The sequence below is a fragment of the Methylobacterium sp. WL1 genome (assembly GCF_008000895.1).
Taxonomy (GTDB): Bacteria; Pseudomonadota; Alphaproteobacteria; order Rhizobiales; family Beijerinckiaceae; genus Methylobacterium.
Genome location: NZ_CP042823.1, coordinates 2,390,945 through 2,416,332, shown reverse-complemented (window position 1 = coordinate 2,416,332; position 25,388 = coordinate 2,390,945). Strand labels below are relative to the sequence as shown.

The following is a 25,388-nucleotide window of genomic DNA, read 5'->3' as shown; positions in this document are numbered from 1 at the left end:
CCGGGCCTCTCGGCGCCGGCATATGCTGCACGGCGCGTAACGGACCTTTCGGCGGCACGTCCGCGCCGGTTACGCCGGATCCAGCTCGAACCGCGCCACGTCCCGCAGTAGTTCCACGAAAGCGGCGGCGCCGTGATCAAGGGCCACGTGACCGGCCTCGGCACTGCCGAGCCGGGCATCCCCCATGGCTCCGGACGGGTGCAGGTCGCCTGCCTTCCAGGCGAAGGCGGCTGGCCGGCCGGCGCGGAGATGGGTGAAATCCCGGATCATCGCGCGGCTGCGAGGTGGAAAATCCGCGATCCGGTCAGTCCGCACCAGATCCGGCCGCAGCGCCAACATCAGTGCGGTCTCGATGCCACCGGCATGGATGCCGTGGGCGATCTCGTCAGCGGGAAACAGGCCGTCGGGATAGCCGAACCGGGCCCAGGACGTCGTGACCGCGACCATGTCGAATCGCGCGCGCAGATCACTGGTCACGAGATCAATGAGGGCGCTGTTGCCGCCGTGGCTCGTGACGATCACCAGCTTGCGGCAGCCGGCGCGATGGATGGCGGTGCCGATCCCGGTCCAGGCCGCCAGGGCCGTCCCGGTATCGAGCGAGAGCGTGCCGGGAAACGCGTCGTGTTCGTCGGACTTGCCGATGACCTGCACCGGCAGCAGCAGCACGTCGAGGTCGTGCGGCACACGCGTGCGCACACGGTCGAGGTAGCCGTCGGCGATGATCGCGTCGGTGCCGAGCGGGAGGTGCGGCCCATGCTGCTCGATGGCGGCCACCGGCAGCACCGCGATCACCCGCCGCATGTCGCGCCGGTTGAGGTCGTCCGTCGTCAGCTCGGACCAGTTTTGCGCCGCCATGCCTTGGCCGGAACTTTCCTTCGACACCGCCCTCGGCATCAGGTTGCCGAGGGCGATCTAACCCGCCCGACCGACTCGCGTCGATGGGCGCCGGACCGACCGGGGCCGGAGCCGGAGCCGGTCAGGCGAACAGGGCGTCGATGTCGTTCTGGGACGGAGTTTCCTCGACGGCCTGGGGGCCGTTGAGAAGGAGGTCCTCCGCGCGGGCGCGGCGAGCCGTTTCGGCCGGGTCGGTGGAGGATGCATCCCGGGCCTTCACGGCGCCGACAAAGCGGGCGAGCCGCTGTTCGAACAGCCGCAGGGCCTCCACGACCTTGGCGATGCGCTGGCCGGTGATGTCCTGGAAGGCGCAGGCTTCGAAGATCGTGTTGATTCGCTCTTCGACGGCATCCCGGTAGCCAGGCCCGTCCGGGAGGCCGAGCATCGCCTCCGCGGCCTCCATGATCGTGTTGGTGGCCCCGGCGGTCGCGACCACGACGCTGCCGAGTTCCTCATGCGCCATGGGAATCCGGTCGCGGCTCATCTCGTTCGCCCGGAGCGCACCGATCTCTTCGCGCAAATGGGCGATGTAATCCGCGATCTCGATTAACTCGGAGATCACGGCGTGCGGTTCACGGAACCGCATATCGGGCTGTCGCGCGGCGGCTGACGACATGCTCTCCTCCTGGGATCGGCGAGCAGCGATGCCGGCGGCATCGCTCTTGGGCGCCTTCCGGCGTGCCGGCGGCTTTGCCGGAGGGCGCGTTGGACGTGCCACGGAAATCATCAGTTCCCGCAGACCGCCTCGATCTTGGACTTGAGCGTCGCCGCATTGAACGGCTTGACGATATAATTGTTCACGCCAGCCTTCTTGGCGGCGATGACGTTCTCGGTCTTCGATTCGGCGGTCACCATGATGAACGGCGTCGTCCGAAGATTTTCGTCGGCCCGCACGTGCCGGAGCAGCTCGTAGCCGGTCATTGGCTCCATGTTCCAGTCGGAGATGACCAGGCCGTACTTGCGGTCCTTGAGGCGAGCCAGTGCCGCCGTACCATCCGATGCGTCATCGACCTCTTCGAAGCCAAGCTGCTTCAATAGATTCCGAATGATTCGGACCATCGTCTGGTAATCGTCGACAACGAGGATCGGCATGCTCAGATCGAGAGCCATAGACCAACTGCTCCGTATTGCCCGGCGGGAAGCCGCGGCGGCTCCCGGAAAGATGAACGCTTCACTAACGCCGCAAAATAGCCGCGCTGCACAGCATTTAAAATAGGCCCGCCGCATTGCGAAGCCGTTAATCTGCGGGTGTGTCTTTCGCAGACCGCCCCTGCGTCGTCACAGGGCGGGGAGGTCGCTTGACCCTCCGGACGGCTTTCGGCAGGGTCCGGCGCTGTCGGGCCTGACGCGAACCGCGCAGGCGCCTCTTTCTCATCCGACCCTTCCGAGTCTCCGACCCCGAATCGATGGCCTCAGGCGACAAACCGGCCATGCGGCCTTTCACGATTTGCGGCATCGATACGCCGATCCCACCGGCCCTCGCCGGAGCGGTCGCGGCGATCGGCAATTTCGACGGCGTCCATCGTGGCCACCGCGTGCTGGTCGAGAACGTCCGGGCGGCGGCGCGCGAGGTGGGCCGGCCGTCCGCGGTGCTGACCTTCGAGCCGCATCCGCGCGCCTATTTCGCGCCCGATGCGCCGATGTTCCGCCTCACTTCGCTGGCGGCCAAGGAGATCGTGTTCGCGCATCTCGGCCTCGACGGGTTGGTCGTGCGCCGCTTCGACGGGGCGCTTGCCGCCACGGGCGCCCGCGCCTTCGTGTTCGACTTCCTGAGAGGGTCTCTGGGGCTGTCCGGCGTGGTGGTCGGGCACGATTTCCATTTCGGACGCAACCGCGAGGGCACGCCGGCGATCCTGGCCGAACTCTGTGGCGAGGCCGGCCTGGGCTGCCGGATCGTCGAGCCCGTCGCCCTGGCGGGCGAGACCGAGCCGGTCTCGTCCAGCGCGATCCGGGCTGCCCTGGCCGCCGGCGACGTCGCCCGGGCCAACGCGCTGCTCGGCTACCGCTGGTTCGTGCTCGGCCAGGTCCGTCACGGCGACAAGCGTGGGCGCCAGCTCGGCTTCCCGACCGCCAACGTGATGCTTCCGGATTGCGGGCTGGCCCACGGCATCTACGCGGTGCGCGTCCGCCTCGGCCCCGGCGAGATCCGCGACGGCGTGGCGAGCTACGGGCGCCGTCCGACCTTCGACGACGGCGCACCGCTTCTGGAAGTCTACGTGTTCGATTTCGCCGGGGACCTCTACGGACGGGAGATCGCCATCGAATGCGTCGGCTACATCCGCGGCGAGGAGCGCTTCGACAGCGCCGACGCGTTGATCGCGCGCATGCACGTCGATTCCGACGCGGCGCGGGCCCTGCTGGCCACCGATACCGCCCCGTCGATGCTGACCTGAATCCGCGGCCAGCGTGCACCATTCCGGGCGATGCTTGCCGGCGTTCGGGAAAATGTGATGCGGATCAGACCGCTAGACCCCTGTCGCGGATCCGATATCTAGGGCGGCAGGATCGATCAGGAGGCGGATGTGCTGGGTCGCTACGAGCGCGGACATAACGGCGAGGCGGTCGTCCAGTATGGGGACGGCACGATGCGGGTGATCAAGCCGGGCAGCTTCGTGCGCTGCGCGGTCACAGGCGACCCGATCCCGCTGGACGAATTGCGCTACTGGAGCGCCGCCCGGCAAGAGGCCTACGTATCACCCGAGGCGATCCTGTCGCGGCTCAAGGAAACCGGGCGCCCGTAGCGTCACAGGGCCCGGCGGATCTGCTCGCGCAGGGCCTCGGGATCGTCCGGCACGAGGCGCACGGGCTGGACGTGGACCCGCGCCACGAACGCGCCGGGCAGGCGGACCGCGTCCTTCTCGGTGGTCACGAGTTCCGCACCGAGACAGTCCGCCTCGGCCGCCAGGGCGGCGAGTTCCGCCTCGCGGTAGGGATGATGATCCGGAAACGGCCGAGCAGCCGCGATGACGGCCCCGGTCCCGCGCAGCGTCGCGAAGAATTTCTCAGGCCGACCGATTCCCGCGAAGGCGAGACAACGCCGGCCGGTCAGGCCGACCGGATCCGGAACCAGCCGCGCCCGGTGGACCGGCAGCCCCCGCCGCTCCGCGGCCAGCGCCATCGCGACGCCGGGAGCCCCATCTCCGACCATGATCAGACCGGCGACATGGGACCATTGTCCTTCGAGCGGTGCCCGCAGGGGCCCCGCCGGGAACGGCCGGCCGTTGCCGATGCCGGCACCCCCATCAATCACCGCCCAGGCGAGGTCCTTCGCGAGCGTCGGATTCTGCAACCCGTCATCCATCACGATCACATCGGCACCGAGCGACAGGCACAGCGATGCTCCGGCGGGGCGGTCCCGGGACACGATCGTCGGCGCATGACGGGCGAGGAGCAGCGGTTCGTCGCCGACATCCGCGGCCCCGTGGCTGGTCGGATCGACTCGGACGGGCCCAGCCAGGCGCCCGCCATAGCCCCGGGACAGGAAGGCCGGCCTGCGGCCGAGTTCGATGAGCAGGGTCGCGACCGTGATCGCGGCAGGCGTCTTGCCGGCTCCGCCGAGCGTGAAATTCCCGAGGCACAGGACCGGGCAGCCCGCCCGGATGCCGGGGCGGTTCATGCGCCGGGCGCTCAGCGTTCCATAGGCCGCGCCGAGCGGCGAGAGGGCGCGCGCGGCCGGGTGGTCGGCCCCCGCCGTCCAGAAACGCGGTGGCCGCATCAGGCCCGCATGAGCGGGCGCGCGAGGTCGCCGCGGTCGAGCCGCTGAAGCTTCATCTGCGCCACGAACGGCTCCAGCACCGCCAGCGTTCGGCCGACCGCACCCTCGAACGGCTCCAACGCCCGGGGGCCGGCCTGCACCATGCCGGCCAGACGCGCCGGATCCCCCAAGAGTTCGCCGACCAGGACGGCCAACTCGACCCCGTCTCGCACCGGCAGGGCGGCGCCGGCACGGTCGAGCGCGCGATAGACCACATCGAAATTGGCGGTGTGTGCGCCGTGCAGGATCGCCGTATCGAGGCGAACCGGCTCGATGGGGTTCTGGCCGCCATGTGGAACCAGGGAGCCGCCGAGGAACGCCAGCGGGGCGAGGCGGTAGAACAAGCCCATCTCACCGATCGTGTCGGCGACGTACACTTCGACGGACGGATGCGGACGTCCGCCGCTGGAGCGCCGGGCGCTACGCAGGCCGTAGGTGGCCGCGGCTTCGGCCGCATCCGTACCGCGGCTCGGATGCCGGGGCGCGAGGATCGTCAGGAGTCTCGGAAATTGCGACTTCAGCACGGCATGGGCGTAGGCGACGATGCTGTCCTCGCCCTCATGGGTGCTCGCAGCGACCCAGACCGGTCGGTCGGCGACCATGCCGTCGAGATAAGCCAGTTGCTGGCGATCGACCGGCGGCACCTGGGAGTCGAATTTCAGGTTGCCGGCGACGCTGACCCGGGGTGCGCCGAGCTTGGCGTAGCGCGTGCCGTCCTCCTGGGTCTGCGTCAGGCAGATTGCGATCCGGGAGAGCAGCGCCTTGGCGGTGCGCGGGCACCGCTCCCAACCCTTGAACGAGCGCTCCGACATCCGGCCGTTGACCAGGATGAGCGGGATCTCGCGGGCGTCCAATTCCAAGATCGTGTTCGGCCAGATCTCGGATTCGGCCACGATGGCGAGATCGGGCTGCCAATGGTCCAGGAACCGCGCGACCCATCGCGGCGCATCGAGCGGCACGTATTGGTGCACGGCACCCGGAGGCAGGCGGGCCCCGATCAATTCGGCGGCCGAACGCGTCCCCGTGGTCACCAGCACCGAGAAGCCGCGGGCGATCATGCCCTCGACAAGCCCGATCAGCGACAGGACTTCGCCGACGCTGGCGCCGTGCATCCAGGCGAGCGGTCCGACTGGGCGAGCCCGGCCGGGCAGCCCGCGCCGCTCGGGCAGCCGCAGCGGATCCTCCTTGCCGTGATGCGCGCGCCACGCGAGGAGCCCGGCCAGCGCCGGCTCACCGACGCGCAGGCCGGCCCGGTAGGCCAGCAGCGGCAGGGTCACGGACGGCAGCTTCACGCGGGGTCTCCCACCGGGGCGGCCGCTGCGGCCGGAGACCCGTTGCGATAGAGCGCCGCCCGGTCGGTACGCCCGACCAGCGCGTAGGCCCGGGCGTGCACGCGGTCCATCTCGGCTTCGAGGTGGCGCCGGAGCGATTCGAACTCCTCGCCGGCGCAGTCGCGGGCGACGTAGATCGGCTCGCCGAGCACCACCGCGCCCCGGCCGAAGGGCAGACCGAGACAGGCCCTGTCCCAGGATCCGAAGCGCAGGTGCCGGCTCGTGACCACGGCAGCCGGGACGATCGGGCGTCCGGAGAACCGCGCGAGGGTCAGGATCCCGGCATCGCAACGCCTGGACACTTTCGGTACGTCGGCGCTGAACGCCACCGACTCGCCGGCCTTCAGGGCCCGCAGCATCGCCCGCAACCCTTCCGCACCGCCCTTGGCGCGCAGGTCGGTCGCCCGGTCCCGGCCGCGAGCGCCGGACGCCCGGATCACGCGCACGCCGAGATGCTCCAGCGCGATGGTGTTGATGTTGCCGTCCGGATTCTTGGAGATGATCGTCGCGACCCGATCGCTCGGCCGTCGCATGAACGGCATCATGATATGCTGCCCGTGCCACATGCCGGCGATGAGCGGCACATGTGCGCCGATCCATTCGTCGGAGCTCCCGTTTGCCGCCGCGCCGGCCTGCACCTCGAAGCGATTCGTCGCCTGCACGAGCCGCAGATAGCCGGCCGCGAGGCGCCCGAGGGCGCGCTGAACGACGGGATGGCGTAGGATGCGCTTGCCGAGACTCATGAAACGCTTTTGGCGACCGGAGCGGCGCAGCCCGATTGGGGCGAGCGCGGATTAGTCCGGCCATGGTCTAGTCCCCGCGCCTCGGCCAACGCAACTCGATCGGCCATCGGACAGACGCGATCGCACGCCCGGCACCGGAGCGGCCCAGGCGAAAGCGCGGCCATCGCAGCGAAAATCCGTCCGCGCGCTTGTTTATATCAATTCTAAACAGTAGATTAGAACAAATCCAAACAGGAGTGCCGAGCATGGCTGCCGCCTTCGAATCCGTGATCGACGCCGCCGAAGCGCGGCGGAATTTCGCGCTGCGCTACGTCCAGCCTGGGCTCGCCGGCCTGATCGACGGTTCGGTCTCGACCCTCGCGCCGATCTTCGCCGCCGCCTTCGCCACCGGCCATAACGGCGCGACCTTCCTGGTCGGGCTGGCGGCCTCCGTGGGGGCGGGCATCAGCATGGGCTTCACGGAGGCGCTGTCGGACGACGGCAGCGTCACCGGACGGGGCGACCCGTGGATGCGCGGCCTGGTCTGCGGGGTCATGACGACGCTGGGGGGCCTCGGCCATACGCTGCCCTACGCGATCCCGGACCGGCTGCCGCCCGGCTGGCCGAACCCGTTCCTGCTCGCCACGAGCCTCGCCGTCGTGGTCGTGATCGTCGAGCTGGTCGCCATCGCGGCGATCCGGACGCGCTTCATGGCGACGCCGTTCTGGCGCGCGGCACTCCAGGTGATGCTGGGCGGCGCGCTGGTGCTGGCCGCCGGGATGCTGATCGGCAGCGCTTGACGCGGGAGCCCGCGACCGCGATGCCGGGCGCGTTCCGTGCCCTCCTTCAGCGTTGATCGTCGGCCTTGATCTTCCGCCTGGCCCATCTCAGTGACCCCCATGTCGGCCCACTGGGCCGCGTGCGCCTGCACCAGCTCATCGGCAAGCGCGCCACCGGCTACGCCAACTGGCGGCGTGGTCGCTCGCGCAGCCACGACATGACCGTGCTCGAAACCCTGGTGGCCGACCTGAAGCAGCAGGGTGCCGCGCATGTCGCCTGCACCGGCGACCTGTGCAACATCGGCCTGCCGAGCGAGTGGGAGACGGCGCGCACCTTCCTGGAGGCCCTGGGGCCCCCTGAGACCGTGAGCTTCGTGCCGGGGAATCACGACGCCTACGTGCGTGGCTCCCTGGAGGGGTTGCTGGCGGCCTGCCATGGCTACACCGGGGACGATTCGGGCTCGTCGGGACGCTTTCCCTACCTGAGGCGGCGCGGCCCCGTGGCCCTGATCGGCCTCTCGAGCGCGATCCCCACGAAGCCGTTCGTGGCCACCGGCCGCCTCGGACCGCCGCAACTCGCCGCGGCCGAAGCTTTATTGCGCGCGCTGGCGACCGAACCGGGCAAACCGTTCCGGGTGGTGATGATCCACCACCCGCCCCAACCGGGGGGCGCGTCGTCGGGGCGGGAGTTGAAGGACGCCGCCGCCTTCACGGCGATGATCGCGCGGGCGGGCGCCGACCTGATCCTCCACGGCCACAACCACACCACCACCTGCGCCCTTGTACCGGGGCCGGACGGCCGTTCCGTACCGGTAATCGGCGCGCCATCGGCGTCCGCGCGCCCGGATGGGCATGGCGGGCTCGCGGCGCGGCGGGCGTCCTATCTGATGTACGAGATCGCCCGCTCGGGCGAAGGTTTCGCGGTCAGCGCGCGGCGGCGCGGCCTGGACGCAGCTGGTGTTGTCTGCGACCTCGGACCGATCAGCTTGACCTGAACGCCCGGGGCGTCGTCGAAACCGAGACCGGCCTGCCCGTCTGGCGGCCGGCCTCGGCTCAGGTCATCAATGGCTCGCAGCGGCGAGCTCGGACCGTCGCTGTTGGCTGATACTGGCCTCATAGCGCTCCGCCTGCAGGCGGGTCAGCCCGCTGATCAACGCGAGAGTCCCGCGATAGACCGTATAGGTGCCGTCGTGAGTCGGCTTGACGCGAATCATCTCTGCCATGGAAGCCTGCCTTGCTCTGGAGGTTGTCTGTCTTCGTCGGAGGAGATTGATCCTTCCCGCAGATTTGGCCGGTTGAACGGGCGAACGCTGGCGAGGTTATCAATCAGTCCATGCTTGGCAAGGGTCGGCTACCGCGAAATGCTTAGGTTCCTCTGCTGCGATGCGGCAAGCCGTTGCCGATACTTGCGATCGGCCAATGCTTAAAAAAACGGCCGCGCGCTTGCATAATGAATAAGGCCGTGACGGACGGTGTCGCGCCTCGACTCGGCGCGTGTCCGAAGCGAATCTCGCCCTGCGGGGCTCGGCAAAGGGACATCACATGCAGCTATGGCGTCTGACCGCGACCGACCTGTCGGCTCTGATTCGCAGCGGCCAGGTCTCGGCCCGGGAGGTCGCACAGGCCGCCCTCGATCGCCTCGACGCGGTCAATGGGCGGATCAACGCCGTGGTCGAGCATCGCCCCGACGAGGTGCTGTCGCAGGCCGATGCGGTCGACGCCGCCCGCGCTCGAGGCGATACGCTCGGGCCGCTCGCGGGCGTGCCGGTGACGATCAAGGTCAATGTCGACCAGCGGGGCTTCGCGACCACGAACGGCCTGCGCCTCCAGCGCGATCTCATGGCTACCGACGACAACCCCGTCGTGGCGAATTTCCGGCGTGCCGGAGCGGTGCTGCTCGGACGCACCAACACGCCCGCCTTCTCGCTGCGCTGGTTCACCACCAATCAGTTGCACGGCGAGACCAGGAATCCCCGCGATCCCGGCTTGACGCCGGGGGGCTCGTCCGGCGGCGCAGGCGCAGCCGTGGCGGCCGGGATCGGGGCCGTCGCCCACGGGACCGACATCGCCGGCTCCGTCCGCTACCCAGCCTATGCCTGCGGCGTTCACGGGCTTCGTCCGAGCCTGGGGCGGATCCCAGCCTGGAACGCCTCGTCGCCGGAGCGCGGGATCGGGCCGCAATTGATGGCGGTATCGGGTCCGCTGGCCCGCAGCATCGCGGATGTGCGCCTCGCTTTCCACGCGATGGCGGCCCCGGACCCGCGCGATCCTTGGTGGGTGCCGGCGCCGCTGGAGGGTCCCGCGGTGCCGCGCCGGGCTGCGCTCTGCGTGCGGCCCGGCGGCCTCGCGGTGGTCCCCGAGGTCGAGGCCGCGCTGCGCGAGGCCGCCCGGCGCCTGGCCGAGGCCGGGTGGGCGGTGACCGAGATCGCCGACACGCCGCCGATCCGTGAGGCGAGCGCCTTGCAGCTTCAGCTCTGGCTCGGCGACGGCTACGAGGCGGCCCGGGCGGCGGCCGAGCGCGAAGGCGACCCGGCAGCCATCGACCTGCTGGAACACTTCCGTACGCGCGCGGAAGCGATGGCCCCCGACGCCATCGCCAAGGCCCTGACGCGTCGCGCGACGCTCGTGCGCGACTGGTCGTTGTTCCTCGCCGAGCATTCCGTGTTGCTGGTGCCGGTCTCCGCCGAGCTGCCGTTCCCGGACGGGCTCGACCGGACCGGCGAGGACGGGATCGCACGCGCCTTCGAGGCGAACCTCCTGCAGGTCGGCCTGGCGCCGATTGGAGTTCCGGCGCTCACCGTCACAACCGGGCTGGTCGGGCGCACGCCCGTCGGCGTCCAGCTCGTCGCCGCGCGCTACCGGGAGGATCTCTGCCTCGCGGCAGGTGCGGCCATCGAGGCTGCCGGCGTTCCGGAGATGCCCGTCGACCCAGTCTGACCCAGCGCCTCCCCGCAGGCGGGAACCTGATGGAAACAGCCCCGGTTATACAACCGATAGTTGCATGAGGTTCCCGATGTCCGTGATCGCCACCGCAGGCTGCGTCGGAAGCTCCCTGGTCTTCGCGCTGGCGGCGCCCTCGGGTCCGCTGCTGGCCATGGCGGGCTTCTTCGGGGGCGGCACGATCGGGGGGATGATCGGCGCCGTGGCGGTGGCCACCCTGGGTTGGGGCCGCGCCTGACTGCGACGCGGCGTCGGCTACCGGCCCCGTCGCCGCGCGGCCTCCGTCAGAAAGGCCTGGACCGTGGTCCAGCGCAGGTCCGGGTAGCGGGCGTTGTCGAGCGGCGTGAGCCGCGCCCGCCCCTCGAACATGTCGCGCAGGTACTGCATGCCCTGCCAGGGCGGGAACACCGCGCCCCGCCCCGGCGCCAGGGTGCGGGCGACCCGGATCATTAAGCTCAAGGTCCCGAGCCCACCGGCGCGCAGGGGCCGGTAGCGGGTGCCGAAAACATCGCCCGCCGTCTCGGCCAACGTGCGGGCGCTGAGGCTGTCGCCGGCGACGCGCAGCCAGCGCGGCGCCTCGGGGTCCAGGGCTGCCCGGGCCGTGAAGCCGGCGGTGTCGTCCTTCGTGGTGAAATCGAGGATCTGGTCGGCGCTGCCCCAGCAGAGCACCCGGTGCGGACGATGGAGGATCAGCGGGGCCTGCCCGTCGAGCAGTTCCATGAATGCGCCGCTGAGCACCGAGGTGGCCTGGATCGGCGCGGCGTCGAGCCGGGCCTGAAAGGCTCGGCGGAGGTCGAGGTTGCGGTTTCCGCCGGGCGCGGTTTTCGCATAATCGATCGCGAAGTCGGACGGGATGAAGCGCGGGACGCCGGCCCGGACCGCGCCCTCGAGCAGGGCGGTCTGCGCGTCGATCACCGTGCCGCTCAGACCGTTGAGCGCCGAAACCACGCAGCCGGCGCCAACGCAGGCTGCCTGCCAGCTGCCCGGGCGTCCGGGGCCGGCCTCCGCGATGCGCGCGCCGAGGGCCGTGAGCGGTGCCGTCCGGGCGAGATCGGTCCCGGGCCGGACGATGGCGGTCACAGGCGCACCCTCGCGCCGAAGGGCCCGCACGATCCGCAGTCCGAGGTCGCCGGTCGCGCCGGCGACGACGACCGTCACGGGGTCCGCGCTCACGGCTGTCCCACGGCGCCGAGATTGGCCAGCAGAGCCGCGAACAGGCGCGCCCGCCGGGGCAGCGTCTCGATCAGCACATGCTCGTCGAGGGTGTGGTAGCCCTGGCCGAGCGGCCCGAGACCGTCGAGAGTCGGGATGCCGTTGGCGCCCGTGAAGTTGCCGTCGGAGCCGCCTCCGGCGCTGCGGTGGGGCAGGGTCTGGCCGAGAGATTCGCTCAAGGTGCGCGCCTGCTCGTAGAGGGCCATGCAGCCGGCATCCGGCTCCCAGACCGGCCGGGTGACGCCCCGGGTGACCGAGAAGTGGACGCCGTCCTGCTCGCCCGTCAGCGCCAGCATCCGCTCGACCCCCCGGTCGAGGTCCAACTGGCGCTTGGCCATGCTCAGCGCTTGGCCGCGGCACAGGGTCGGGACGCAGTTGACCCATTGCCCGCCCGAGACGATCCCGGTGGAGAAGGTACAGTCGGCGTCCGACATGGCGTCGATCGCCAGGATCATCCGCGCCATGGCGCGGATCGCCGAGCGGCCCTCAAGCGGGGACGCGCCAGCATGGCTCGGGCGGCCGAACGCTTCGAGGTCGAAGCGCGCGATGGCGTAGCGCCCGGTGACGACGCCGTTGTCGGCTTGGCCGGGCTCGGGCACCAGCACGATTGCGTGGCGGGCAGACTCGGCCTCGATCAGGTCCCGGGTCGAGGGGCTGCCGACCTCCTCGTCGCCGGTGAACAGGAACGTCACCGGCAACGGCGTCTCGATCCGGGACGCCGCCAGGGCCCGGATCGCCGCGAGCGCGATCACGTTGCCGCCCTTCATGTCGAGGATGCCCGGCCCATAGGCACGGTTGCCCTCGATCCGCCAGGGCAGGCTCCCGAGGGTGCCGACGGGATGCACGGTGTCGAGATGCCCGAGCACCAGGATGCCGGGCCGGTCAGGATGCCTGTGCGGGAACCGGGCGCGGACGCAATCGCTCAAGCCCATCGATCCGGGAATGGTCTCGACCGCGGCCCCGGCGACCGCGAGGTCGCGCGCGGCCAGGCCCATCATGCGGTTGACCGCGGCCGCGTCGTGGGTCGGGCTCTCGCATTCCACCCAAGGACGCAGCGTCGCCAGGATCGCGTTGGCATCGAAAGACAGGTCCGGGGTCATCGGGCGCCCTCGGCGAAGGGATCGGCAACCTTGGGCCAGTAGCGGTCCGAGCGCTTGGTGTAGGGAATCGCACCGTAATCGGGCGGGACCGCGCCAGGGGCCGCGACGTAGCGGACCTCGCTCGCGATCGGTGCGAAGGCGGCATAGAAATGCTGCATCGATTTCACCACCACGATCCGCTTGTCGTCGAGGGTCAGCCCCAGCCCCGCGAAGGCGTCGGGCGCGAAGGCCTGCTGGCGGATATGGGTCAGGACCACGTGGATCCCGTCGGCCTCGACCCAGGCGGCGGGGCCGAGCTGGGCCCGGCCGCCGCTGAGGCCGCCCTGGCTGTGATCCTCGGAGAGGCCGCGCACGGTGATGCGCAGGTCCACGGGATCGCCCGAGGTCACGCCGCACTTGCCGCCGATGCGCAGCACGAAGGACGCGCCGAGCCCGGCCTCGTGGCAGATCCCGACCGCGCCCGGATCCCAGATCAGCCCGAGTGCCACATCTTTGATACCGCGCTCGGCCAGCCGCGCCAGGATCGCGGTGTTGTCCGAGGGCGCTCCGGCGCCGGCATTATCCGCGAAGTCGGCCAGCACCATCGGGCGCGGGTCGCCGGAAGCGAGCGCGGCGTCGATGGCGGCATCGATCGTATCGCAGCGGCTCGCCGCCGCCTCGCGCATCGCCCAGACTGCGCCGGCGAGTTCGTTCGCGAGCGCCTGCGCCTTGGCGGCATCGCCGTCGGCGACGACCAGCATCTTGGCGCCGACATCCGGCACGTCGCCCCATGGGAAGCCGTGCCCGAAGGAGACCGACAGGATGCCGTCCCGGCCCTCCAGGGCCTCCATCCGGCGCACGAAGGCCGCGACCGGCTCGCGGGTGGTGCGCCACATGTTGACCATCCGGCAATCGGCATACGCCATCACCGGGCGGATGTTCTTCGCCACCGTGCGCATCACCAGCGGGTAGAGGTCGCGGGCGCGGTCCACGATGTCGGTGTGGGGGTATTCCTTGTAGATCACGATGATGTCGGCGCTCCGCCGCATCGTCTCGGTCAGGTGGCAGTGCAGGTCCAGCTCGAGGCCGATCGTGACGTCGGGCCCGACGATGGCGCGGACCCGCTCCAGGGTGTCGCCCTCGCAATCGTCATAGCCCTCGGCGACCATGGCGCCGTGCATGAACAAGAGAACGGCATCCACCGGCATCGCGGTCCGGAGATCGTCCAGCAGCGCGTCGCGCAGCTCCTCGTAAACGGCGCGCAGGGTGATCCCCCCCGGCTGCGCGAAGGTAGAGACGCTCTCGATCACATCGTGTCCGTCCGCCTCGGCCAGCTCGCGCCAGGCCTTGAGGCCGATATTGCTGAGGCGGGGCGGGTTTTTGCTGCCGTCGCGGCGGGCATAATCGGCCAAAAAGGCCGCCCGGCCAGTGGGCAGCGGCGCGAAGGTGTTGGTCTCGGTGGCCAATCCGGCGATGAAGATCTTCAAGGTTTTTCGGTCCCCGTCTTCGACCCGCCGCCGATCAGGCGGCGGCCGGGCTCAGCGTGATGATCGTCTCGGTGGCCGCCTCCACGGCCGCGCGGCCGTAGAGCATCGGCACATGGTGCTGGCGCCCCCAGACGGGAGCCAGGTCGCCGTAATGCGGGCTGCCCGGGTCCCCCGACTGGCCGGGCACGTTGATGAAGACCGACCGGTCCCAGTCCCCCACATCCACGACCATGCGGAACGAGGCACCGTGGGTCAGCCGGAACGTGTCGGTCCGGTACTCCGCGTGCATGACCGATGCCGCGGCACCGCCGATGGGCAACGGACCGACATCCCAGTCCAAATTCGGCCGCAGCGGCGAGAGCGGATGCGCGAACAGGGCCTGGTGCACGCGGCCCCAGGACCAGGTTTCCGGGTCCTGGCCCATGCGAGCACGGCAATCCCGGAACGCGGCGCCTAAGGTCTCGATGAGGAGAGGGTCGCGCGTGGCCGGCTCGAGGCCCGTCTCCAGCCGCTCGATCAGGCTCTGCGTGTCGCCGGGCGGCAGCAGGCGCTGCATCTCGGCATCCGGCACCAGTGCCTTCAGCAGCGCCGGGCGCAGGTGGCGGGCCCAGACCACCTCGATGAGAGCAGCCGCCGCGGAGTTCTCTTGCAGCGTCCCGTCGAACGCGGCCAGCAGGGCCCGGGCCGCGGCGACGTCGGGATCCGACACCGCCGGAAGCGCGCGGACCAGCCCGGCGAGCCGTAGGGCCGGCTCGGATAGCGCGTCGCCCTGAAGGGCCTGGGAATCCGCCAGGCTGTGACGGGTCTGCCCGTCGAGCACCGCCCGGATGCGGCGGGCGCGCCAGGGCTCGGCCCACTCGAAACCGACCTTGCGGGTCTCGGCGGGAAAGTCCGGCGGCAGGTTCATCTCGTTGGCGGTGGCAAGGTAGCCCTCCGGCGGGTCGATGCGAGAGGGCAGGGTGGCCGGATCGTGGAATCCGGCCCAGTCGTAGCGGCCGTCGCCCGGCACCGGCAGCAGCCCGTCATGGGACGGCCGAACCGGTGCCTTGCCGGCCATGAACCAGGCGATCCGCCCGGTCGCGTCGGCGTAGAGCTGGTTGACGGAGGGGGCCGACCAGTGGCGCAGGGCCTGCCCGAACGCCTCCGGGGTCGTGGCGCCGAGATAGGCGAGACTGCCGAGATAGGCGGCAGCGCCCGGATCGGACCAGACCGTGCGCAGCGCGAAGGCGCGTCCGCCCGCCTCGCGGAGCACCGGACCATGCCGGGTGAAGCCGAGCACCGAGGTCTCGTCCGGGCCGCCACGCACCGGGATCGTCTCGATGACTCGCTCGATCCGCTCCCAGCCACCCTCGTACTTGTAGCGGTCAGCGTCGTCTGGATCGGTCTCGCAGACGAACAGATCCTCCTGGTCCATCGGCGCGATGGTCAGGCTGAAGGCCGCATGGCCGTTATGGCCGATCGAGATACCCGGCAGCGCCGGCTCGCCGGCCCCGATCACGTCGAGCCCCGGCGCGGTGAGGTGGACCGCGTAGCGCAGCGAGGGCTGCAGATAGATCCTGTGCGGGTCGCTCGCCAGGATCGGGCGGCCGGTCTCGGTGCGGGAGGGCGCCACCACCCAGTTGTTCGAGCCCTCGGCCGGCTCCCTCGGGGCGGCGCGCGGCCCTCGCGTGACGGCGCCGTGCGCATCGACCTTGGTCCAGTCCCAGGCTTCTTCGCGCGTCGCCGCCATCCGCTCGGGCGTGAACCCGACCGGGGCGGTGGCCAACCGGAAAGCGTCGAGGAGATCGTCAGGCCAGCCGGCGGCGTCGATCCCGTCCGGGATGACCGGATCGTGCGGCGGGCTCATCCGCTTGCGCAGGTCGTCGGCGGCCAAGCCGGCCTCGCGGGTCTCGGCCCTGGCCAGCACACGCGCGCGGGCGACTTCGGACAGGACGTTGCGCACCAGCCCATGGCTGCGGATCCGGACCACGTCCTCCGGAAGCCATCGTGCCGGGCGCGTGTCCGTCAGCGCGAATTCCGGCGGCAGCAGCGCCGGCCGCGCCTCGGCCAGCGCCACGAAGGCGTTGATCCCGTCCGCGAAGGCCGTGACGATCGCTTGCGTGTCCTGCGGCCCGTAGGCGGCCCACTCGTCCGCCATGTCGCCGCGATACAGGAACAGACGGGCGGCGCGGTCCTGGGCGAGGTAGCCCGGCCCAAAATCCGCCGCCAGCAAGCCGAGGCCGCGCTTGCGCCAGAGGTCGAGCTGCCACAGCCGGTCCCGGGCGGCGTTGAAGCCCTGGGCCCGGAACGCGTCGAGCGTCGTTCCGGCCCGGATATGTGCCAATCCCCAGCGGTCGACCCGGATTTCCACCGGGCCTTCCAGCCCGGTGAGCGGGTAGGTGGTGCGGCTCACAGAGCCACTTCGATCAGATGCGGGCCGGGATTTGACAGGGCGTGCTGGAACGCCGCGATGAAGTCCTCCAGCGTTTCCACCCGCCGGCCCTCCACCCCGAAGCCCTTGGCGAGACTGACCCAATCCAGGGCCGGATCGTCGAGGCTCAGCATGCCGATCGCCTTGGGGCCGGGATTGAGCGCGCCGACATTGGTGAGTTCCGCCCGCAGGATCGCGTATGAGCGGTTCGACCAGACCAGAGTCACGACATCGAGCCGCTCGCGGGCCTGGGTCCAGAGCGCCTGCACGGTGTAGAGCCCGCTGCCGTCGGCCTGGAGGTTGATCACCTTGCGGCCCGGGCAGGCGATCGCCGCCCCTGTGGCCATCGGGATGCCCAGCCCGATCGATCCGCCGCTGAGCTGCAGCCAGGAATGCGGCGCCGCATCCCGGGTCAGGGCGAAGAAGTTGCGGCCCGTGGTGATCGACTCGTCGCAGATCACCGCGCCCTCCGGGATCAGCGCGCCCAGGACCTGGCCGATCGTGTCCTGGTCGAGGGGTCCGGAGGTGGGAAGCTTCGGACGCGGGTTCACGGCGACAGGCGCGGCCGGCGGGGCTTCCACCGCCTCGGCCAGCCGCTCCAGTGCGTCGATCTGGTCCTCCTCGGGGGCGGCGAGGGTGATGGTCGAGGCTCCCTCCGGCGCGAGAAGGCTCGGCTTGCCCGGATAGGCGAAGAAGCCGACCGGCTGGGTAGCGCCGATCAGGATGATGTGGCGGAAGCCCTTGAGGGCCTCGATCGCCTGATCGATCGGGTAGGGCAGGCGCTCGATCGGTACGGTGCCGGCGCCCCGGTCGATCCGGGCGTTCGAGGTCATCGCCATCAGCGTCGCGCCGGTCTTGCGGGCGATCCGGTCGGCGATGACCCGGCCCTCGCCTCGCACCGCCCGGTCGCCGAGATGCAGGAGCACCGGTTCGCCGCTGGAGAGCACGGCGACGGCGGCCGCGATCGCGGCCTCCTCGGCCTTGGCCGGCTCGGGGATCGCCGGCACAGGCGCGATACCGGTCCCGGGGTCCCACGCGGTGTTGGCCGGTAGGACCAGGGTCGCGACCTGCCCCGGCGCGGTTCGGGCGGCAGCGATGGCGGCGGCGCCGTCCGCGCCGATCTCGGCCGCGCTCATGCCGGTGTGAACCCAGGACGACATCGGCCGGGCCAGCCCCTCGATGTCCGAGGTCAGCGGCGCGTTGTACTCGCGGTGGTAGGTGGCGTGCTCGCCGACGATGTTGACGACGGGGGTGCGCGCCTTCTTGGCGTTGTGCAGGTTGGCCAGCCCGTTGGCGAGACCCGGCCCGAGATGCAGCAGGGTCGAGGCCGGCTTGTCGGTCATGCGGGCATAGCCGTCCGCGGCGCCGGTGGCCCCGCCCTCGAACAGGAACAGCACGCAGCGCATGCCCTCGACCCGGTCGAGCGCCGCCACAAAATGCATCTCGGACGTGCCGGGATTGGTGAAGCAGACCTCGACCCCGCCGGCGACGAGGGTCCGAACCAGGCTCTCGGCCCCGTTCATCGTGGTTGGCGTCCCATCACTCACGGGCAGCTCCCTTCCGGTCCGGCTCGAGCGTCCGGCGAATCGCATTCTTTATTATCGTGGCGCAGCCCGTGCCGAGCGCAAGAGCCGAAACGCGCGTTGCCCGGTCATCGGGCGCCTGGACTATCGCACGATCTGGCGCAAGATTTGCCGCTGGCGTCCCGCAACTTCGACGAACGGGATCCGATGAAACTTCGCCGCCTGATTGCCGCCTCCCTGGCTGGTTCCTTCGCCCTGGTCCCTGCGGCCCGGGCCGAGAGCGTGCTGCGCATCGCCATGACGGCCTCCGACATCCCCACGGCCACCGGGATGCCCAACAACGGCTTCGAGGGCATGCGCTTCCTCGGCTACCCGATCTTCGAGGGTTTGGTGCAATGGGACCTGAAGAGCACCGACAAACTCGCCGGCATCATCCCGGCTCTGGCCGAGCGCTGGGAGCAGGATCCCAACGACAAGACGATCTGGACCTTCCACCTGCGACAGGGCGTCAGCTTCCATGACGGCACCCCGTTCAATGCCGACGCGGTGGTCTGGAACCTCGACCGCTACTTCAAGAACGACAGTCCGCAATTCGAGCCGCAGGGGGCCGGCATCTCCCGGGCCCGGGCGCCCCTGGTCGGGACCTACAAGAAGATCGACGAGTCCACCGTGCAGATCACGACCACGCAGGTCGCGTCGTACTTCCCCGACATGGTCGTCTACCTGCTGTTCACCTCGCCCCAATCGTTCGAGAAGGCGGGCCGCGACTGGGCCAAGGTCGCGGCGCTGCCGGCGGCCGGCACCGGCCCGTTCAAGATCACCCGCGTAGCCCCGCGGGAATCGGTCGATCTGGCCAAGTTCGACGGTTACTGGGATCAGAACCGGATGGCCAAGGTCGACAAGGTCCGGCTGATGCCCATCCCCGAGGCGAATGCCCGGGTCGCCGCCCTGCGGTCGGGGCAGGTCGACTGGATCGAGGTGCCGGCGCCCGATGCGATCCCGTCCCTGAAGCAGGCGGGCTTCGCCATTACTACGGGCTCCTACCCGCATGTCTGGCCGTACATCTTCAACATCGGCGCCAAAGACAGCCCGCTGAAGGACGTGCGCGTCCGCCAGGCGCTGAACTACTGCGTCGACCGGGCCGCCATCGTCGAGCTGCTCAACGGCACGGCCGAGCCGGCCTCGGGCTGGCTCAACGACAAGGACCCGAATTTCGGCGCGCCGAAGAACCGCTACGGGTTCGACGCCGCCAAGGGCAAGGCGCTGCTGGCCGAGGCGGGGTACTCGGAGAAGAAGCCGCTCAGCCTCAAGGTGATGATCTCGTCCTCGGGCTCCGGCCAGATGCTGCCGATGCCGATGAACGAGTACCTTCAGGAGAACCTGAAGCAGGCCTGCAACGTCGAGCTGAGCTTCAACGTGGTCGAGTGGCAGGTGCTGCTGAATTCGAGCCGGGCTCTGCCGGACGCCCCGAGCCTGCAGGGCTCGATGGCCCTCAACGTCTCCTCTCCCTCGTCCGACCCCAGCGTGATGGCGCGCTACTTCGCGGGCGACCGGTTCCCGCCCGGCGGCTTCAACTTCCCGAACTGGAAGGACGATGCGTTCGACGCCGCCCTGAAGGCGCTCGCCGAGACCGACGACGCGAAGGTGATCGATGCGCAGACGGCGCTCGCCCACGAACGGCTGGTGGACAACCCGCCCTGGCTGTTCATCGTGCATGACCTCAACCCACGCGGGATGTCGAAGAAGATTCACGGCTTCGTCTCCCCGCAATCCTGGTTCGTCGACCTCACCCTCGTCAGCGTGCAGTGATCCCGATGGCAGATCTGAATCCCGTCGATGCGTCCGCGGCCGAACTCGCCCGGGCCATCAGTTCGAAGTCCTTGTCCCCGGTCGACGCGGTCGATGCGCTGCTCGGCCAGATCGAGCAAATGGAGCCCAAACTTCAGGCCTTCACGGAGGTGTTCGCCGCCGATGCACGCCTGGCTGCCGAGGGCGCCGAACGGGCGATCCGGTCGGGCCACGCGGTTGGACCGCTCCACGGCGTGCCGGTGGTGCTCAAGGATTTGATCGACCTTGAGGGCCGGATCACCATGGGCGGCTCGGCCGCCCACCGGGCGCGCCGGGCCGAGCGCACCGCGACCATCGCCCGCCGACTGATCGCACAGGGCATGATCGTGCTGGGCAAGACCCACACGGTGGAGTTCGCCTATGGCGGCTGGGGCACCAACCAGCATCTCGGCACCCCCTGGAACCCCTGGGATCTCGAGACGCCGCGCACCCCCGGCGGGTCGAGCAGCGGTACCGGCGTCGCGGTGGCGGCCAGGATGGCGCCCTGGGGCATCGGCACAGACACGGGCGGATCGGTGCGCCTGCCCGCCTCCTTCTGCGGGCTCACGGGCCTGAAGGTCACGGTTGGACGCGTCTCGACCTGGGGGATCGTGCCGCTGTCGACCACGCTGGACACGCCGGGCCCGCTCGCCCGCACCGTCGAGGACACCGCGCTCCTCTACGAAGCCATCTCGGGTCCCGACCCGCTCGATCCCACGACCCGGGGGATCGCCCCGGACGCGCCCTGGTCGATCCTGAACCGCGGCGTGCGCGGCCTTCGGCTCGGGCGCATGCCGGACGCCGAGCGGGACGGTGTCGCCCCCGACATGCTGCAGGCCTACGATGCGGCCCTCGATCTGCTGGCTCGGCAGGGGGCCGAGATCGTCGACGTCGTCCTGCCGTTCCGGTTCAGCGAATGCGTCGCCATGAGCGGCATCACCAACGCCGAGGCTTATTTCGTCAACGGCGCCCTCGCGGAAGACCCGGCCTCGCAGCTTGGCGACGCCGTGCGGGCCCGGATCCTGGCCGGCGCGAAGGTTACGGCCCAGGAGTATCTCAGCACGCTCCAGCGCCGGGCCGCGATGAAGCACGCCTACGCCGCCGCCCTCGACGGGATCGATGCCCTGCTGACGCCGACGACGGAATGCGCCGCCGTAGCCCTTGCCGAGGTCGACGAGGCGCACCTGCCGTCCCGGTTCACCCGCTTCGGCAACCTCCTCGACCTCTGCGCCCTGGCGCTGCCCGACGGCTTCACCGCCGCCGGTCTGCCGCTCTCGCTGCAGATCGTCTGCCGGGGTTACGACGAGGCGACGGCGCTACGGATCGGCCAAGCCTATCAGCGGGCGACCGACTGGCACCTGCGCCGTCCGCCGGTGTGAGGCCACGAACGATCGGCACCGCATCGCTCTCCGGCTCCGCGGCGGAGCGCGATGCGGCAGGACAGCGTGAGGGCAGCGCGGCCGCACCGCGCTGAACTGACGATGCAGCACCAAGCGGCGCCGCGCACGATCTATCGAGGCAACCCCAAGTCCCTCCGATCCGGGCCGCAAGCGATCTGACGGTCGGGATCTGCGGCTGGAGCCGCACGTGCAGAAAACCGATCTCACCGACGATACATAGACAGCCGGCCACGCGTGCCGGACCCTCTGCGAGGAGACCGAGCCACCACGTCGCCGCCACGCAAGCGAAGGCGAGGAAGCAGGCGGAAAGCGCAGCACGCGCGGGGTGCTTCCACCGCCCCTGCGCTGGTCCGTCGTCGTCCTGGGATGTCGGAGCCATCTGCGGCTCCCGATAATGGAACCGCAACGATCCTGTACGATGAAATTTGGCGTTGACCTGAGCACCCAGGCCCATTCCGGGCGGGTCGCCGCTTGGTCGGCGCGGATGGTGACACGGCCCTTCGCGATACGGCCCCTCGAGCGGAGCGAACCCGCGCGCTCAGGCAGCCGGCGCCTGGCCCGACACCACGACGCCGAGTGTATCGAGCAGAGACGACCGCGCCCGGCTGACGCGGCTCTTCACGGTGCCGACCTGGCAACCGAGCTTGCTCGCGGCCTCCTCGTAGGTGTGGCCCTCGGCGCCGACCAAGAGTAGCGCCTGCCGCTGCGCCGCCGGGAGGGTCCCGAGCTGCTTCCAGACGACCTTGAGAGTGCTGGCATCCTCCTGGTCGGACAGGCTGGTCATCTGGCTCGCGTGGGTGCCGTCCACGTCCTCGACCTCGCGCCGGTTCTTGCGCAGCTCCGAGTAGAACTGGTTGCGCAGGATCGTGAACAGCCAGGCGGTGAAGTTCGTCCCGGGCCGGAACCGGGCCTGGTTGGCCCAGGCCTTCACGAAGGTCTCCTGCACGAGGTCGTCGGCCCGGCTGACGTCGCCGACCAGCGACAGCGCGAACGTGCGCAGCGCGGGAAGCGCCTTGATGATGTCGCTGCGGAAATCGAACGCCACGACCTGGCCGTGCGCCGCCACGGCCGCCTCGAAGCGCTCCATCAGAACGGCGAGCTGGGGTGGCAGCGGCTCCTGCTCGACGACCTGGAAATAGTCCCGGATCGGCAAGGCGAGATGCTGGCCGAGGATCGTTGCGTATCGAGGCGGGGTGCTGCCCGAGGGGTTCGATCCATCATCGATCATGCGCGTTCCCTGCGGTCGAAGACTTGGTATACTGGAATGACTCTAACCCGGTATCTCGGCAATCCTGAACCGTTACCAAACGCTCCCGACAGCATCGGGAAATTTACGCAGACTTGCTGAATGCCGAAGACGGTCGTCGCACCCTCCCTGTGGCGGCCGGGCGCGCAACGATGCAGAATGCGGGTCGCCAGGAGAGCGGGATGAGCCAGGACGACCACGACCACCACCACGCCCACGACCATGAACATCCGCACGGCAGCGAGCTGTCGCCGCTCGAGGCGCGAGTCCGCGCCCTCGAGTCCCTGCTGACCGAGAAGGGCTACATCGAGCCCGCCGCCCTCGACGCCCTGGTCGAGCTCTACGAGACGAAGGTCGGGCCCCACGCGGGAGCACGGGTGGTGGCCCGGGCCTGGGTCGATCCCGATTATCGCGCCCGGCTGCTGGCCGACGCCACCCCGACGATCGCCGAGCTTGGTATCGGCGGTCGTGGCGGCGAGCACATGGTGGTGGTGGCCAACACCCCCGAGACCCACAACCTCGTCGTGTGCACGCTCTGCTCCTGCTATCCGTGGCCGGTGCTGGGCCTGCCGCCGGTCTGGTACAAGGCGCCGCCCTATCGAGCGCGGGCGGTGATCGATCCGCGCGGCGTGCTGGCCGAGTTCGGCGTCACCATTCCCGAGACCACGCGGATCACCGTTTGGGATTCCACCGCAGAGACCCGCTACATGGTCCTGCCGATGCGCCCTGCCGACACCGAGGGCCTTTCCGAGGAGGCTCTCGCCGCCCTCGTCACCCGCGATGCGATGATCGGCACGGGCCTGCCCGGGCTGCTTCCAGCGGAGATGCCCCTATGAACGGCGCCCAGGACCTCGGCGGCGCGCACGGCTTCGGGCCGGTGGTGCCCGAGCTAGACGAGCCGGTGTTTCACGCCGCATGGGAGCGCCGCGTCTTCGCGATGGCGATGGCCATGGGCTACACCGGCGCCTGGAACCTCGACGGCAGCCGTGCCAACCGCGAGTCGCTGCCGCCGGCGCACTATCTCGCGTCGAGCTACTATGAGATCTGGCTGGCGGCCCTGGAGAAGCAGATCGCCGCCACGGGCCTCGCCACGCCGGAGGAAATCACAGCGGGCCGGGCCTCCGCGCCGGCCAGGCCGGTGGCACGGGTGCTCGCCCGGGACGGGCTGGAGGCCCGCTTCCGGGCCGGCTTCCCGAGCAGCCGCGACCCCGCCGCGCCCGCCCGCTTCACGGTCGGCGACGCCGTCCTGGCCCGGAACATCCATCCGACCGGGCATACGCGCCTGCCGCGCTACGTCCGCGGGCGGCGGGGCCGGATCGAGCGCATCGACGGCGCCTTCGTGTATCCCGATACCAACGCCTACGGCGCGGGCGAGAACCCGACTTGGCTGTACACCGTCAGCTTCACGGCCCGGGAATTGTGGGGCGAGAGCGGCGACCCGGGCGGGATCGTCACGGTGGCGGCGTTCGAACCCTACCTGGAGGCGGCGTGAGCGTCCCATCGCCCAAAGCCTTCGCGGCCCCCTGGGAAGCGCAGGTCTTCGCCCTGGTGGTGTCCCTGCAGGAGGCCGGGCTGTTCACCTGGGCCGAATGGGCCGAGCGGATCGGCCGGGAGATCCGGCCGGACGACGGGCCCGAGCGGGCGGCCGATTACGGTGCGTGGCTCGCGACCCTGGAACAGATCCTCGCGCAGCGCGGGGTTGCCCCTCCCAGCAGCGTGGCCGCGCGGGCCGAGGCGTTCCTCCGCGCCGCCGCGGCCACGCCCCATGGCCAGCCGATCCGCTTGGAGAACGATCCGCTCTATCGGTCGTGATCCTTGAGGCCCTCGAGGGGCACCGGGGCGGCGTGGGGCCGGCCGGCCAATTGCGCGTCGATCAGCGCCAGAACCTCGCGCCGTCCGCAATTCTTCGCGGCTTCGAAGGGCGTCCAGGTCTGATCGAATTCGAACTGCGCGAAGACGGCGCGGTAGCGTTCCAGTTCCTTCGGCGTGAGCGGCACGCCGCGGACGAAGGCCTTGTGCGCCGAGATCGTCGTGGCCCGGCGCGGGTCGGCGGGGTCGAGCTCGAACTTCAGCGCGTCGCCGCAGAAACAGATCTTTCGGGCCCGGTCGAACAGGACGGCGTGGCCGTCGAAATGGCCGGCGGTGCGGTGCAGTTCCAGGCCCGGCAGCGGCTCCAGGACGTCGTCGTAGGGCCAGCTCACCTGCAGCGCCGCGCTCCAGGTGAAGTCGGCCGCGGGCAAGCACAACTCGGGGTCGAACCGGTCCTGCAGTTGCACGAGGGCGCCATAGGCATGCGGGTGTGAGGACGAGAGCACCTGCATGCCGCCGAGCGTCTCGATCTGGTCCAGGGCGGCATCGCTGAAAACCGGGCAGCCCTCGAAGCCCATATTCCCGTTCTCGGTGCGGATCAGGTAGGCCGAGGGGCCGATGCCGGAGACGGGCTCGTTCCAGAACCGCCACACGCCAGGCTCCAGTTCCTGCCAGTGGCAGGGAAAGGCATCCTGCGCCTCCCGGGTCGTGCGGAATCGCCAGCCGTCCTGCGGCACCACGTGGCGAGCGTCGAGGCACATCGGGCAGGACGGGGGCGCCTCGAAATGGCGCTGCCAGAACCCGCAATTGTCGCAGGTGTAGGCGGGCAGGTTCAGGGCGCCCGCGAAGGGCAGATAGCCGGGCATCGTCTCGAACCTCTCCTGCCGAATGGTCTCGGGTTCCCAAAGGGCTCAGCCCTTTGGCGGGGCTCGGGGGTGCCCCCCCCGAAGCATCGGGCCAAGCCCGACATCAGGG

General features: G+C 70.1%; 24 protein-coding genes and 1 pseudogene. 11 read left to right on the top strand and 14 right to left on the bottom strand.

What is annotated here, in order from left to right:
* Window positions 1-69: 69 nt before the first annotated feature.
* The 3 genes from FVA80_RS11810 to FVA80_RS11800 all read right to left on the bottom strand — a co-directional run bounded on the left by FVA80_RS11810 (window position 70) and on the right by FVA80_RS11800 (window position 2,004).
* On the bottom strand, window positions 70-855 hold the full coding sequence (locus FVA80_RS11810; RefSeq protein WP_147907304.1) for a creatininase family protein: 786 nt from the start codon (window positions 853-855) through the stop codon (window positions 70-72).
* Between the two features lie 121 nt (window positions 856-976).
* Window positions 977-1,510: a protein phosphatase CheZ gene (locus tag FVA80_RS11805; protein ID WP_147907305.1), complete on the bottom strand. Its 534-nt coding sequence runs from the start codon at window positions 1,508-1,510 to the stop codon at window positions 977-979.
* 110 nt (window positions 1,511-1,620) lie between these two features.
* Window positions 1,621-2,004, bottom strand: coding sequence for a response regulator (locus tag FVA80_RS11800; protein ID WP_007560016.1), 384 nt, complete (start codon window positions 2,002-2,004; stop codon window positions 1,621-1,623).
* 296 nt (window positions 2,005-2,300) lie between these two features.
* On the opposite strand from FVA80_RS11800, the gene FVA80_RS11795 reads away from it, so the two are divergent.
* Both FVA80_RS11795 and FVA80_RS11790 read left to right on the top strand, forming a co-directional pair.
* Entirely contained in the window at window positions 2,301-3,287 is a 987-nt protein-coding gene (locus tag FVA80_RS11795) for a bifunctional riboflavin kinase/FAD synthetase (RefSeq protein WP_147907306.1), read from the top strand.
* Window positions 3,288-3,416: 129 nt separating this feature from the next.
* Window positions 3,417-3,635: a DUF2093 domain-containing protein gene (locus FVA80_RS11790; RefSeq protein ID WP_147907307.1), complete on the top strand. Its 219-nt coding sequence runs from the start codon at window positions 3,417-3,419 to the stop codon at window positions 3,633-3,635.
* 2 nt (window positions 3,636-3,637) lie between these two features.
* Here FVA80_RS11790 and lpxK read toward each other — a convergent pair whose 3' ends face one another.
* The 3 genes from lpxK to FVA80_RS11775 are packed head-to-tail and all read right to left on the bottom strand — an operon-like array spanning window position 3,638 to window position 6,722.
* The gene (lpxK, locus tag FVA80_RS11785) at window positions 3,638-4,609 is read right to left on the bottom strand and encodes a tetraacyldisaccharide 4'-kinase (RefSeq protein ID WP_147907308.1); all 972 of its coding nucleotides are present in this window, start codon (window positions 4,607-4,609) and stop codon (window positions 3,638-3,640) included.
* The gene (locus tag FVA80_RS11780) at window positions 4,609-5,940 is read right to left on the bottom strand and encodes a 3-deoxy-D-manno-octulosonic acid transferase (RefSeq protein ID WP_147907309.1); all 1,332 of its coding nucleotides are present in this window, start codon (window positions 5,938-5,940) and stop codon (window positions 4,609-4,611) included. Before FVA80_RS11780 ends, lpxK begins: the two co-directional genes overlap by 1 nt.
* Window positions 5,937-6,722, bottom strand: a complete 786-nt coding sequence (locus FVA80_RS11775) for a lysophospholipid acyltransferase family protein (RefSeq protein ID WP_147907310.1) — start codon at window positions 6,720-6,722, stop codon at window positions 5,937-5,939. The genes FVA80_RS11780 and FVA80_RS11775 overlap by 4 nt, the downstream gene beginning before the upstream one ends.
* Window positions 6,723-7,009: 287 nt before the next feature.
* On the opposite strand from FVA80_RS11775, the pseudogene FVA80_RS11770 reads away from it, so the two are divergent.
* Together FVA80_RS11770 and FVA80_RS11765 are read left to right on the top strand one after the other, a co-directional pair.
* Window positions 7,010-7,501 (top strand): annotated as a pseudogene (locus FVA80_RS11770) (VIT1/CCC1 transporter family protein); the annotation flags it as partial.
* Window positions 7,502-7,569: 68 nt separating this feature from the next.
* Window positions 7,570-8,475: a metallophosphoesterase gene (locus FVA80_RS11765; protein WP_147907343.1), complete on the top strand. Its 906-nt coding sequence runs from the start codon at window positions 7,570-7,572 to the stop codon at window positions 8,473-8,475.
* 66 nt (window positions 8,476-8,541) lie between these two features.
* Here the strand turns inward: FVA80_RS11765 and FVA80_RS30490 are convergent, their stop codons facing one another.
* Window positions 8,542-8,703 carry a hypothetical protein gene (locus FVA80_RS30490; protein ID WP_187193651.1) on the bottom strand — a complete coding sequence of 54 codons (162 nt, stop codon included), beginning with the start codon at window positions 8,701-8,703 and terminating at the stop codon, window positions 8,542-8,544.
* A 319-nt stretch (window positions 8,704-9,022) separates the two neighbouring features.
* Here FVA80_RS30490 and FVA80_RS11760 point away from each other — a divergent pair, with 319 nt between their 5' ends.
* Window positions 9,023-10,417, top strand: coding sequence for an amidase family protein (locus FVA80_RS11760; protein WP_147907312.1), 1,395 nt, complete (start codon window positions 9,023-9,025; stop codon window positions 10,415-10,417).
* 64 nt (window positions 10,418-10,481) lie between these two features.
* Entirely contained in the window at window positions 10,482-10,658 is a 177-nt protein-coding gene (locus tag FVA80_RS30485) for a hypothetical protein (protein WP_187193755.1), read from the top strand.
* Between the two features lie 17 nt (window positions 10,659-10,675).
* Here the strand turns inward: FVA80_RS30485 and FVA80_RS11755 are convergent, their stop codons facing one another.
* The 5 genes from FVA80_RS11755 to FVA80_RS11735 are packed head-to-tail and all read right to left on the bottom strand — an operon-like array spanning window position 10,676 to window position 18,131.
* A complete protein-coding gene (locus tag FVA80_RS11755) occupies window positions 10,676-11,593 on the bottom strand; it encodes an NmrA family NAD(P)-binding protein (RefSeq protein WP_246692376.1) in 918 nt (305 codons plus the stop codon).
* The gene (locus FVA80_RS11750) at window positions 11,590-12,732 is read right to left on the bottom strand and encodes a M20/M25/M40 family metallo-hydrolase (protein ID WP_147907313.1); all 1,143 of its coding nucleotides are present in this window, start codon (window positions 12,730-12,732) and stop codon (window positions 11,590-11,592) included. The genes FVA80_RS11755 and FVA80_RS11750 overlap by 4 nt, the downstream gene beginning before the upstream one ends.
* Window positions 12,729-14,198 (bottom strand): M81 family metallopeptidase, encoded by a 1,470-nt coding sequence (locus tag FVA80_RS11745; protein ID WP_147907314.1) that lies wholly within the window; start codon window positions 14,196-14,198, stop codon window positions 12,729-12,731. Before FVA80_RS11745 ends, FVA80_RS11750 begins: the two co-directional genes overlap by 4 nt.
* A 34-nt stretch (window positions 14,199-14,232) precedes the next feature.
* Window positions 14,233-16,590 (bottom strand): penicillin acylase family protein, encoded by a 2,358-nt coding sequence (locus tag FVA80_RS11740; RefSeq protein WP_147907315.1) that lies wholly within the window; start codon window positions 16,588-16,590, stop codon window positions 14,233-14,235.
* Window positions 16,587-18,131 carry an acetolactate synthase large subunit gene (locus FVA80_RS11735; protein WP_147907345.1) on the bottom strand — a complete coding sequence of 515 codons (1,545 nt, stop codon included), beginning with the start codon at window positions 18,129-18,131 and terminating at the stop codon, window positions 16,587-16,589. Before FVA80_RS11735 ends, FVA80_RS11740 begins: the two co-directional genes overlap by 4 nt.
* A 207-nt stretch (window positions 18,132-18,338) precedes the next feature.
* On the opposite strand from FVA80_RS11735, the gene FVA80_RS11730 reads away from it, so the two are divergent.
* On the top strand, window positions 18,339-19,940 hold the full coding sequence (locus FVA80_RS11730; RefSeq protein WP_147907316.1) for an ABC transporter substrate-binding protein: 1,602 nt from the start codon (window positions 18,339-18,341) through the stop codon (window positions 19,938-19,940).
* 5 nt (window positions 19,941-19,945) lie between these two features.
* Window positions 19,946-21,337: an amidase gene (locus tag FVA80_RS11725; RefSeq protein ID WP_147907317.1), complete on the top strand. Its 1,392-nt coding sequence runs from the start codon at window positions 19,946-19,948 to the stop codon at window positions 21,335-21,337.
* 559 nt (window positions 21,338-21,896) lie between these two features.
* Here FVA80_RS11725 and FVA80_RS11720 read toward each other — a convergent pair.
* The gene (locus tag FVA80_RS11720; RefSeq protein WP_147907318.1) at window positions 21,897-22,586 is read right to left on the bottom strand and encodes a sigma-70 family RNA polymerase sigma factor; all 690 of its coding nucleotides are present in this window, start codon (window positions 22,584-22,586) and stop codon (window positions 21,897-21,899) included.
* Between the two features lie 200 nt (window positions 22,587-22,786).
* Here FVA80_RS11720 and nthA point away from each other — a divergent pair, with 200 nt between their 5' ends.
* The 3 genes from nthA to FVA80_RS11705 are packed head-to-tail and all read left to right on the top strand — an operon-like array spanning window position 22,787 to window position 24,416.
* A complete protein-coding gene (nthA, locus tag FVA80_RS11715) occupies window positions 22,787-23,440 on the top strand; it encodes a nitrile hydratase subunit alpha (RefSeq protein WP_147907319.1) in 654 nt (217 codons plus the stop codon).
* Entirely contained in the window at window positions 23,437-24,096 is a 660-nt protein-coding gene (gene nthB / locus FVA80_RS11710; RefSeq protein WP_147907320.1) for a nitrile hydratase subunit beta, read from the top strand. The genes nthA and nthB overlap by 4 nt, the downstream gene beginning before the upstream one ends.
* A complete protein-coding gene (locus FVA80_RS11705) occupies window positions 24,093-24,416 on the top strand; it encodes a nitrile hydratase accessory protein (protein WP_147907321.1) in 324 nt (107 codons plus the stop codon). The genes nthB and FVA80_RS11705 overlap by 4 nt, the downstream gene beginning before the upstream one ends.
* Here FVA80_RS11705 and FVA80_RS11700 read toward each other — a convergent pair.
* Window positions 24,404-25,279: an MBL fold metallo-hydrolase gene (locus tag FVA80_RS11700; RefSeq protein WP_147907322.1), complete on the bottom strand. Its 876-nt coding sequence runs from the start codon at window positions 25,277-25,279 to the stop codon at window positions 24,404-24,406. The genes FVA80_RS11705 and FVA80_RS11700 overlap by 13 nt on opposite strands.
* Window positions 25,280-25,388: the final 109 nt, after the last annotated feature.

Excerpts from the sequence above, each read along its gene's own strand:
- FVA80_RS11735 (WP_147907345.1), bottom strand. The coding sequence starts at position 18,131 with ATGAACGGGGCCGAGAGCCTGGTTCGGACCCTCGTCGCCGGCGGGGTC.
- FVA80_RS11760 (WP_147907312.1), top strand. The coding sequence starts at position 9,023 with ATGCAGCTATGGCGTCTGACCGCGACCGACCTGTCGGCTCTGATTCGC.
- FVA80_RS11805 (WP_147907305.1), bottom strand. The coding sequence starts at position 1,510 with ATGTCGTCAGCCGCCGCGCGACAGCCCGATATGCGGTTCCGTGAACCG.
- FVA80_RS11750 (WP_147907313.1), bottom strand. The coding sequence starts at position 12,732 with ATGACCCCGGACCTGTCTTTCGATGCCAACGCGATCCTGGCGACGCTG.
- FVA80_RS30485 (WP_187193755.1), top strand. The coding sequence starts at position 10,482 with ATGAGGTTCCCGATGTCCGTGATCGCCACCGCAGGCTGCGTCGGAAGC.
- FVA80_RS11795 (WP_147907306.1), top strand. The coding sequence starts at position 2,301 with ATGGCCTCAGGCGACAAACCGGCCATGCGGCCTTTCACGATTTGCGGC.
- FVA80_RS30490 (WP_187193651.1), bottom strand. The coding sequence starts at position 8,703 with ATGGCAGAGATGATTCGCGTCAAGCCGACTCACGACGGCACCTATACG.
- FVA80_RS11700 (WP_147907322.1), bottom strand. The coding sequence starts at position 25,279 with ATGCCCGGCTATCTGCCCTTCGCGGGCGCCCTGAACCTGCCCGCCTAC.
- nthA (WP_147907319.1), top strand. The coding sequence starts at position 22,787 with ATGAGCCAGGACGACCACGACCACCACCACGCCCACGACCATGAACAT.
- FVA80_RS11775 (WP_147907310.1), bottom strand. The coding sequence starts at position 6,722 with ATGAGTCTCGGCAAGCGCATCCTACGCCATCCCGTCGTTCAGCGCGCC.
- FVA80_RS11720 (WP_147907318.1), bottom strand. The coding sequence starts at position 22,586 with ATGATCGATGATGGATCGAACCCCTCGGGCAGCACCCCGCCTCGATAC.
- FVA80_RS11800 (WP_007560016.1), bottom strand. The coding sequence starts at position 2,004 with ATGGCTCTCGATCTGAGCATGCCGATCCTCGTTGTCGACGATTACCAG.
- FVA80_RS11730 (WP_147907316.1), top strand. The coding sequence starts at position 18,339 with ATGAAACTTCGCCGCCTGATTGCCGCCTCCCTGGCTGGTTCCTTCGCC.
- FVA80_RS11725 (WP_147907317.1), top strand. The coding sequence starts at position 19,946 with ATGGCAGATCTGAATCCCGTCGATGCGTCCGCGGCCGAACTCGCCCGG.
- nthB (WP_147907320.1), top strand. The coding sequence starts at position 23,437 with ATGAACGGCGCCCAGGACCTCGGCGGCGCGCACGGCTTCGGGCCGGTG.
- lpxK (WP_147907308.1), bottom strand. The coding sequence starts at position 4,609 with ATGCGGCCACCGCGTTTCTGGACGGCGGGGGCCGACCACCCGGCCGCG.
- FVA80_RS11810 (WP_147907304.1), bottom strand. The coding sequence starts at position 855 with ATGGCGGCGCAAAACTGGTCCGAGCTGACGACGGACGACCTCAACCGG.